Consider the following 8304-nt stretch of genomic DNA (forward strand, 5'->3'; position numbering starts at 1 on the left):
CTGGACCCGCAGGGCGCCGCCGCCGCGGTATCCCTGCAGACCGTGATCGACCGGCTCGCGGAATTCCTGCAGGCCGTGCCCTCGGACCAGCGCGAGGTCATCGCCTCGGTCATCGGCGCGTTCGCGCGCAAGCCGCTGCCGGAGTTGGGCACGGCGCTGGTCACGCTGCTGGACAACGGGCCGGCCAGCAGAAATTGAAATTCCGGAATTTCCCTATTTCCAAAACCCAATTCAAAAAAAGAAATACCCGTCGGAAATGTCAATGATCAACGTGCTGTTTGTGGAAGACCAACCCCTGGTGTCGGAGGCGACCGCGGAAAAGATCGCGAGAAGCCCGCACGTCGCCAATATCGAGATCTGCAACAGCGCCGAAAAGGCCGTGCTTGCATTGAAGGCAACGCCCGACCGCTGGGGCCTCATTCTTCTGGATCTTGATGTGCCGGGCGCTGTCGGTCTTTCGCTGGCCATGGAAATAAAGAAGATGGGTAAGGAGGCATTGACTTGCATCCTGACCGGAACCTACCGGGCCGATTACATCGCGCAAGCCAAGGCCAGCGGATTCCAGGGATACATTCTCAAGGCTATCGAAATCAAGGAACTCGAGGCCAGCCTCGAAAAAGCCATCGCGGGCGAAAAAGTATTTCCCGATATTCCCGACCTGAGCGCGGATTCGGGTGCAATACGGCTGACCAATCGGCAATGCCAATGTCTCGAATTCGTCGGTGCCGGCCATTCCACCAAGGAAATCGCGCGGTTGCTGTCGTTGCATCCCGGAACGGTCAATTACCACATCGATTCCGCCATGGAGGCATTGGGCGTCAAATCGCGTGCGCACGCGGTGCAGAAGGCATTGCAATTGGGCCTCTTGGCTGGATTTGCTGCAAGGAGCAGCGATGGAAATGCTTGAGGCGTTTCGCCGCAATACCGCCAACAATGCAGGAGCGATCGACGAATCGCTCATGGAAAACCAGGGAAAGGTATCGCGCTCGCTCATCAATGTGACGCTGGCGCACCGGCATCTGGCGGAACGCCAATTCGTCGTGCAGCAGATTGCGTACTGGATCACCGTGCTCGGATTGCTGGTGGCCGAGGCAAGCGCTCCCGTTCTCACCTCGACCTCCATGTGGATATGGCTCGGGGTGTCGGTGGGCACTTGGATCGTGCGGGTCAGCCTTTTCTGGCCATTGACGAAATTGCCGCCGGCCATCGTCAAGAAATCGCTCGGGCTGAAATTGATTCCCCTGACCATCAGCGTCATTGCGTGCCTGTATTGGATCTGGACCATCAAATTGTTCGCGGGACCGGTGCTCACCGTGCGCGAATTGATCATGTGCATCGGCCTCCTCAGCATCAGCGTTTCGATGACCGGCATGTGGCCGGTCACGCCGCTGGCCGTGGTCATCTACAACAGCGTGCTGTGGGGCGCTTTTTCCATCAGCCTTTATGCGAACGGGGTGGCGAGCTTTCCGGTCATCGTGGCGCTCGACGTGGGCGTGCTGGCCGTGCTCTGGCTCAATATTTTCATTGCCATCCGCCAGCTCAACGATCAGCTCGAACGCACCCGCGAAACCAGCCAATTGGTGGTTGCGCTCGAAACCGCCAACAGCAAGCTGGAAAGACTCAGGGACACGGCCTACAAGACCCTGGACACCCGATCCGAATTCTTCGCCGGCGCGAGCCACGATTTCCAGCAGCGGCTTCATGCCGCCAAGCTGTGGGTGCTGTCCGCGATGGCGGCGACCAAGGCCAATCAATCCGCGGAATCGACGCTCGAACGGCTGGGGCAGGAAGTCGATGCATTGCAGGTCTATATCAACAATATCCTCGAATTCGCGCGGATCGAATCGCTCGATGCGGGCGTGAAGATCCGGGCGACGGAGATCCAGTCGCTGTTCCAGAAGCTCGACCTTCATTTCGAGAAAATCGCGGAGCAGAACGGCGTGCAATTGCGGTTTCACATGGCCCGCATCACCATCGGAACCGATGCCTCGATGCTGTTGCGGATGCTCGAAAACCTGGTTTCCAATGCGCTCAAATACACCAAGGGCGGGGTATTGGTTTGCGCCCGCAAAACCTCGAGGGGCGTTTCCATCGAGGTCTGGGACCAGGGCAATGGCATCAAGCCCGAAGCGCAGCAGCGCATATTCGATGCGTTCCACCAGGAAGATTCCACCGACCAGGGGCGGGCCAAGGGCGTGGGGCTGGGCCTGGCCATTGTCAAGCGCTTTGCGGCACGCCTCAATTACCGCATCGAAGTCAAATCCATCATGGGCCGGGGCACGCTTTTCAGGATTCTCATCCCTCGCGAATTTGTGATCGGCACGGGTTCCAGCACTTAACCTGTCAAATCGAAAAAGGTCACGCGCCAGCGGCGATTTTCTGCGCGCGGCAATTCGATGGCGAGCTTATCGACGCGGTGGCGCGCCTCGGTGATTTGCTGGCCAATTACCGCCACGGCTTCCTGGAACTGGCTGTTGGCTATTTCACGGTAATCGCACCCGAAATGCGATTTCAATCTTTCCACGCAATTGCGCTGGAATCCCCGATGCAGCGCCTTCGGCAAATTCTGTGCGGCCTGCTCCAATGAAATACGCAATGCATCGAGCTTGGCGGCCGACAACGGTCCCCCTTCGCCCTTGACCTGCCGCAGCGCGCCGAACTCGGCTTCGATGTCCGCGGCCAGGGGCGACAGGTAAGGGGCTTTCGATTGTTGCGGGCTCTTTGCCATTCATCCCTGGAACTCGCGCCATCGTGCAAACGAAAAAGCGGGCGCGGATAACGCTTCAACGCCTGCACATTGCAGCATTGCGCGGCCCCGGAGGGAATACGCAGAATTCACTGGTGTCGCGGGAAGTCGCGTACCCGGAAGTCCTATCGAGCGGCCAAACATCGAACTTTCAGCCTCCGCCAATTCCACCCTTTGGCGGTGCGACTGGTATTAGTCATTAGTTGTTTCAAATTTAGTTTTCACTAAAGTCCCGGGGTGCGCCTCATCGGACGGCGCAGGAGTGAAAGCAATGCAGGCCGCATCGAGGGCAATGATCCTGGGAGGGAGCGTGACGACTGTTTCCGTCTACGGGCGGGGGAGCGATCGCCTCGATGCGGCACGCTTGCGGGACAGGGAGGTGCTGTGAGGAGGGGGGTGGACGTCATGGACATCGACCGGTTGCTGATTCGGAATTCCGAAGCCCGGCAGGCGCATTGGCGAGCGACGGAAGAAAGCCGCAGGGCGGCGGGCTTCCTCGTCGGCATGTGCGTGGTCGCCGTCTACAGCTGTGCGTTCGTGGTGTCGATGATCTGCTTGTGCGACGACCCCGTGGAGTGCGGGTGCAGCCGGTCGGCCGGCGCGCTGATCGAGCACGCGATCGGGTGGGCGCCGCCGGCGTGCGCGTGCCTGAAATGACACCGCCGACGCGGCGAAACGCAGTCTCCCCCCTCCGACCAGGTAGGCCTGGCTTCTTCTCCTAGAACTCCGCCCCCTCGACCAGGAAGCGCAGGCGCCGCACGCCCTGCCACTCGTCGGCGTCGAGGCGGAACGCGAGCTTCACTTTCGGCGGCAACGGGTCGGTGTGGCTGAACCAGATCGCATCGATCGGCTGCCCCTGGTGCCTGAGCTTGAGCGCCAGGTGCTTTTCGCCCACGAGCCGCTGCGACACCACTTCCACTTCCTCGCTGAAGGTCGGCGGCGCAAAGCCCTGGCCCCACACCTCGCGGTGCAGCGTGTCCACCAGGTCTATGCGCATGTACTCGCGCGCGATCGGGCCGTCGGTCTCGATCTGGCGCGTGAGCGCGGCCGCGGCGAGCCATTCGCCTGCCACCTGCGCGAGCGCCTGCTCGAAGGTCTTGAAGTGCTCGCGCGCGACCGTGCAGCCCGCCGCCATCGCATGCCCGCCGAAGCGCAGCAGCACGCCCGGATGGCGCTTGGCCACCAGGTCCAGCGCATCGCGCAAATGAAAGCCCGGAATCGACCGGCCGGAGCCCTTGAGCTCCTGTTCCTTGCCCGGCGCGCCGCTCGCGGCGAACACGAAGGTCGGGCGGTGGAAGCGGTCCTTGATGCGCGAGGCCACGATGCCGACCACGCCTTCGTGGAAGTTCGCATCGAACACGCTGATCGCCGCCGGCGGCGCCTCGATGCCTTCGCCGTCGGTCGCGAAGAGCGACTCGGCCAGCAGCAGCGCCTGGTCGCGCATGCCGCCCTCGATGTCGCGCCGCTCGCGGTTGATGCCGTCGAGCATGCGCGCAAGCTCGTCGGCGCGGCCGGCGTCGTCGGTCAGCAGGCACTCGATGCCCAGCGTCATGTCGGCCAGCCGGCCCGCCGCGTTGATGCGCGGGCCGAGGGCGAAGCCGAAGTCGAAGGTGGTGGCTGCCGATGCCGTGCGGCCCGCGGCCTTGAAGAGCGCGGCCACGCCCGCAGGCATCGCGCCCCCGCGGATGCGGCGCAGGCCCTGCGCAACGAGGCGGCGGTTGTTGGCGTCGAGCTTCACCACGTCGGCCACGGTGCCCAGCGCCACCAGCGGCAGCAATGCATCGAGCTTGGGCTGCGTGGCCACGTCGAACACACCGCGCTTGCGCAACTCGGAGCGCAGCGCGAGCAGCACGTAGAACATGACGCCCACGCCCGCGATGCTCTTGCTCTCGAACTCGCAGCCGGGCTGGTTCGGGTTGACGAGCACGTCGGCCGCCGGCAGTTCGGGGCCGGGCAGGTGGTGGTCGGTCACCAGCACCTGCAGGCCGCGCGCCTTGGCGGCGGCCACGCCTTCGACGCTGGCGATGCCGTTGTCCACGGTGATCAGCATGTCTGCGCCACTGTCGGCCACGCGCTCGGCGATCGGCGGCGTGAGGCCGTAGCCGTCGACCACGCGATCGGGCACGAGGTAGCTCACGTTCCTTGCGCCCAGGAGGCGCAGGCCCCGCACGCCGACCGCGCAGGCGGTGGCGCCGTCGCAGTCGTAGTCGGCCACGATGCACAGGCGCTTGTCCTGCGCCATCGCATCGGCCAGCAGCACGGCGGCTTCGCGCGTGCCGCGCAGGGTGTCGGGAGCGAGCAGGCGGGCAAGGCCGTCGTCCAGCTCGTCCTTGGCCATCACGCCGCGCGCGGCGAAGAGGCGCGCGAGCAGCGGGTGCACGCCGGCCTGCTCCAGCGCCCAGACGGTGCGCGGGGGGATGTCGCGGGCGATGATCTTCACAGCGATTCCAGCACCGTGGCGGCGCGCGTGCGGTCGAAGAGGCTTCTGGCCCACCGCGCGAGGCCGCGCTGCTGCACGGTGTAGCGCTCTGCGGCGCGGTCGCCGCAGAGCGTGAGCGACACCTCGGCGCCCCGCGTGTAGTCGGCCAGCAGCGAGGCGATCTCGCCCGCATCGAGCGCCTGCCAGGCCTCGGCCCAGCCGGGGCCGTCGTCGCGCAGCGCGGCCACGCGGAGGGCCTCGCTCACGGCCGGCGCAGGCGCTGTCGGCGTCACGCCTTTCAAGGCGCCGGTGCCGCTGAGCCAGAACGAGTTGATCGGCGGCACGCCGCGCGCGGCGCGGTCGTCGTTCACGCGCTGCGTGTAGAGCAGCATCTGCATCTCGTTCTGCAGGCGGCGCAGCGGCCGCGCCGAATCGCCCAGGGGCGACCACTGCGAGATCGGGTAGCCCACCGCGCGGTCGATGGAGGCGGTGGCCAGGCCCTCGAAGATGCGCGCGCGAGCGAGCCAGCGGCCGGGCGTGGCAGAGGCGTGCAGGGCGATGCCGTCTTCCTCGAAGAAGGGGCGGGCCACTTCGAGCAGCGCGGCCGATTCGGCGGCATCGATCTCGATGGCGGCCGGGTCGCCCAGCGCCACGTCGTCGATGCCGACCTGCCAGTTGCACAGCGTGACGACGCCCCAGCCCTCGGTGTCGTCGGCCGCGGTGAGGCCCGCCTGCCGGGCTTCGAGCGCGGCCCAGGGAATGCAGCCGTCGTCGGCGGCAATGCCCAGCGCCTTGGCGAGCGCCCGCTCGTGCGGAGGCGAGCGCGTGCTTTCGTCCTGGGTGTCGGTGTCCGCGAGGGTGAGCCGGGAGAGCAGCGATTCGAGATTCGGGAGCCTGAGTGCCGGCAAGGCGGCACGGCACGCCGGGGAACCGCGGCCGGCGAAGGGGATCAACAAGTGACGTGGGGGGTGTTCGGCCATCCCTCTATTGTCCCGGAAGCCCCTCGGTTTTCCGTGATGCCACAATTCCGCCGTATATGACCTACCCCCTCGCTCCTCACTTCGTGTATTCGCTGCCCCCCAAGGGCGGGCAAATTTTCTTTGAGGCGGCTCGGCAGGAAATTTGATGCGACTCCCTTATGAACTGCAGCTCGGCTGGCGCTACACGCGCGCAGGCCGGGCAACGCGGCGCAACGGCTTCATCTCCTTCATCTCCGGTGTCTCGATGCTCGGCATCGCCCTGGGCGTGGCGGCGCTGATCATTGTGCTCAGTGTGATGAACGGCTTCCAGAAGGAGGTGCGCGACCGCATGCTCGGCGTGGTGTCGCACATCGAGATCTTCTCGCGCGACGGCCAGGCGCTGCAGAGCCTGGACGAAATCATGGCCGCCGCGCGCAAGAACCCCGAGGTCATCGGCGCGGCCCCCTTCATCAATACGCAGGCGCTGATTGCGCGCGGCGAGGACATGAAGGGCGCGATCGTGCGCGGCATCGACCCCAAGCTCGAACCCGAAGTGACCGACACCGGCGGCATCGCGAGCAAGGGCACCTTCGACAAGCTGGTGCCGGGCGAATTCGGCATCGTGCTGGGCATAGAGCTCGCGCGCTCGATGTTCGTGCAGCCGGGCGACAAGGTCACGCTGGTGGCACCGGGCGGCCAGGTCACGCCGGCCGGCGTGGTGCCGCGCCTGAAGCAGTTCACCGTGGTGGGCACCTTCGATTCGGGCCATTACGAGTACGACTCGGCCCTGGCGATGGTGCACGAGCAGGACGCGGCCAAGGTGTTCCGTCTCGAAGGCCCGACCGGCATCCGCCTGAAGCTCAAGGACCTGAACGAGGCGCGCGACGTGGCCGACCAGCTGGCCGTGAGCCTGCCGGGCGAATTCCTGATCCGCGACTGGACGCGCCAGAACAAGACCTGGTTCGCAGCCGTGCAGGTCGAGAAACGCATGATGTTCATCATCCTCACGCTGATCGTGGCAGTGGCCGCGTTCAACCTCGTCTCCACGCTCGTGATGACGGTGACCGACAAGCGCGCCGACATCGCCATCCTCCGCACGCTGGGCAGTTCGCCGCGCAGCATCATGGGCATCTTCGTGGTGCAGGGCGCGATGGTGGGGGTGATCGGCACCGTGGCGGGCCTTCTTCTGGGCCTGGGCATTGCCTACAACATCGACGTGATCGTGCCCTTCCTGGAGCAGCTCTTCCACGCGAGCTTCTTGCCCAAGGACATCTACCTGATCAGCAAGATGCCCAGCGACCCGCAGCAGAGTGACATCATGCCCATCGCGATCATCTCCCTCATCCTGGCCTTCCTGGCCACGCTGTACCCGAGCTGGCGCGCCAGCCGCGTGAACCCTGCCGAGGCATTGCGTTATGAGTGAAGTGGTATTGAAGGCCCGAGGCCTCACCAAGCGCTTCCAGGAAGGACGCATCGACCTCACCGTGCTGCACGGCGTAGACCTCGACGTGCGCGCCGGCGAAACGCTGGCCATCGTCGGCGCATCGGGCTCGGGCAAGAGCACGCTGCTGCACCTGATGGGCGGGCTCGATGCGCCCACCGCGGGCAAGGTCGAGCTGCTGGGCAAGGACATCGCGCATGCCGACGCCGCGGAGCAGGGGCGGCTGCGCAACCAGCACCTGGGCTTCGTCTACCAGTTCCATCATTTGCTGCCGGAGTTCAGCGCGCTGGACAACGTGGCGATGCCGCTGAAGATCCGCCGCGTCGAGTCGTCGCAGGCTGCGCAGGCGGCCGCGAAGATTCTTGCGAGCGTCGGGTTGGGTGAGCGTCTGCACCACCGTCCGGCGGAACTCTCGGGCGGCGAGCGCCAACGCGTGGCGATCGCGCGTGCGCTCGTCACTCAACCGGCGTGCGTGCTGGCCGACGAGCCCACCGGCAACCTCGACCGCAGCACGGCCGACACGGTGTTCGCGCTGATGCTCGACCTAGCGCACCGCCACGGCACGGCCTTCGTGATGGTCACGCACGACCAGGAACTGGCCAAGCGCTGCGACCGGGTGCTGCAGCTGGTGGCGGGACGGCTGGCGGGCTGAGTTTTCGTCTTTCTCCCTCCCCTTCCGGGGGAGGGCAGGGGTGGGGGCCCGGCGGCGTCGAACGCCATGCAGCCTTCGAGGCCGCGC

The 8304-nt window shown here is 65.4% G+C and carries 9 protein-coding genes; 6 read left to right on the plus strand and 3 right to left on the minus strand.

The features are described 5' to 3' along the window. The 3 genes from RT97_RS33540 to RT97_RS32185 form a co-directional block, all read left to right on the plus strand. Positions 1–198: hypothetical protein (locus tag RT97_RS33540; RefSeq protein ID WP_042581749.1), on the plus strand; the 198-nt coding region annotated here is incomplete at its 5' end. Positions 199–262: 64 nt separating this feature from the next. Then, complete coding sequence (locus RT97_RS26010) at positions 263–907, plus strand: response regulator transcription factor (protein WP_172672252.1); 645 nt, start codon at positions 263–265, stop codon at positions 905–907. After that, positions 894–2339, plus strand: coding sequence for a sensor histidine kinase (locus tag RT97_RS32185; protein WP_052810758.1), 1446 nt, complete (start codon positions 894–896; stop codon positions 2337–2339). The genes RT97_RS26010 and RT97_RS32185 overlap by 14 nt, the downstream gene beginning before the upstream one ends. On the opposite strand, the gene RT97_RS26020 is transcribed toward RT97_RS32185, so the two are convergent. Continuing rightward, positions 2336–2728, minus strand: coding sequence for a hypothetical protein (locus RT97_RS26020; protein ID WP_042581751.1), 393 nt, complete (start codon positions 2726–2728; stop codon positions 2336–2338). The two genes, RT97_RS32185 and RT97_RS26020, sit on opposite strands and share 4 nt — an antisense overlap. Before the next feature lie 423 nt (positions 2729–3151). Here RT97_RS26020 and RT97_RS26025 point away from each other — a divergent pair, with 423 nt between their 5' ends. Further along, on the plus strand, positions 3152–3403 hold the full coding sequence (locus tag RT97_RS26025; protein ID WP_155403894.1) for a hypothetical protein: 252 nt from the start codon (positions 3152–3154) through the stop codon (positions 3401–3403). A 61-nt stretch (positions 3404–3464) separates the two neighbouring features. On the opposite strand, the gene recJ is transcribed toward RT97_RS26025, so the two are convergent. Further along, positions 3465–5186 (minus strand): single-stranded-DNA-specific exonuclease RecJ, encoded by a 1722-nt coding sequence (recJ, locus tag RT97_RS26030; protein WP_042581753.1) that lies wholly within the window; start codon positions 5184–5186, stop codon positions 3465–3467. Further along, positions 5183–6121, minus strand: a complete 939-nt coding sequence (locus tag RT97_RS26035) for a hypothetical protein (protein WP_437184110.1) — start codon at positions 6119–6121, stop codon at positions 5183–5185. The genes recJ and RT97_RS26035 overlap by 4 nt, the downstream gene beginning before the upstream one ends. A 169-nt stretch (positions 6122–6290) precedes the next feature. On the opposite strand from RT97_RS26035, the gene RT97_RS26040 reads away from it, so the two are divergent. Both RT97_RS26040 and lolD read left to right on the plus strand, forming a co-directional pair. Next, a complete protein-coding gene (locus RT97_RS26040) occupies positions 6291–7547 on the plus strand; it encodes a lipoprotein-releasing ABC transporter permease subunit (RefSeq protein WP_042581755.1) in 1257 nt (418 codons plus the stop codon). Further along, positions 7540–8217 (plus strand): lipoprotein-releasing ABC transporter ATP-binding protein LolD, encoded by a 678-nt coding sequence (gene lolD / locus RT97_RS26045; RefSeq protein ID WP_042581756.1) that lies wholly within the window; start codon positions 7540–7542, stop codon positions 8215–8217. The genes RT97_RS26040 and lolD overlap by 8 nt, the downstream gene beginning before the upstream one ends. Positions 8218–8304 lie beyond the last annotated feature (87 nt).

This window comes from Variovorax paradoxus, assembly GCF_000834655.1.
Taxonomy (GTDB): Bacteria; Pseudomonadota; Gammaproteobacteria; order Burkholderiales; family Burkholderiaceae_C; genus Variovorax; species Variovorax paradoxus_F.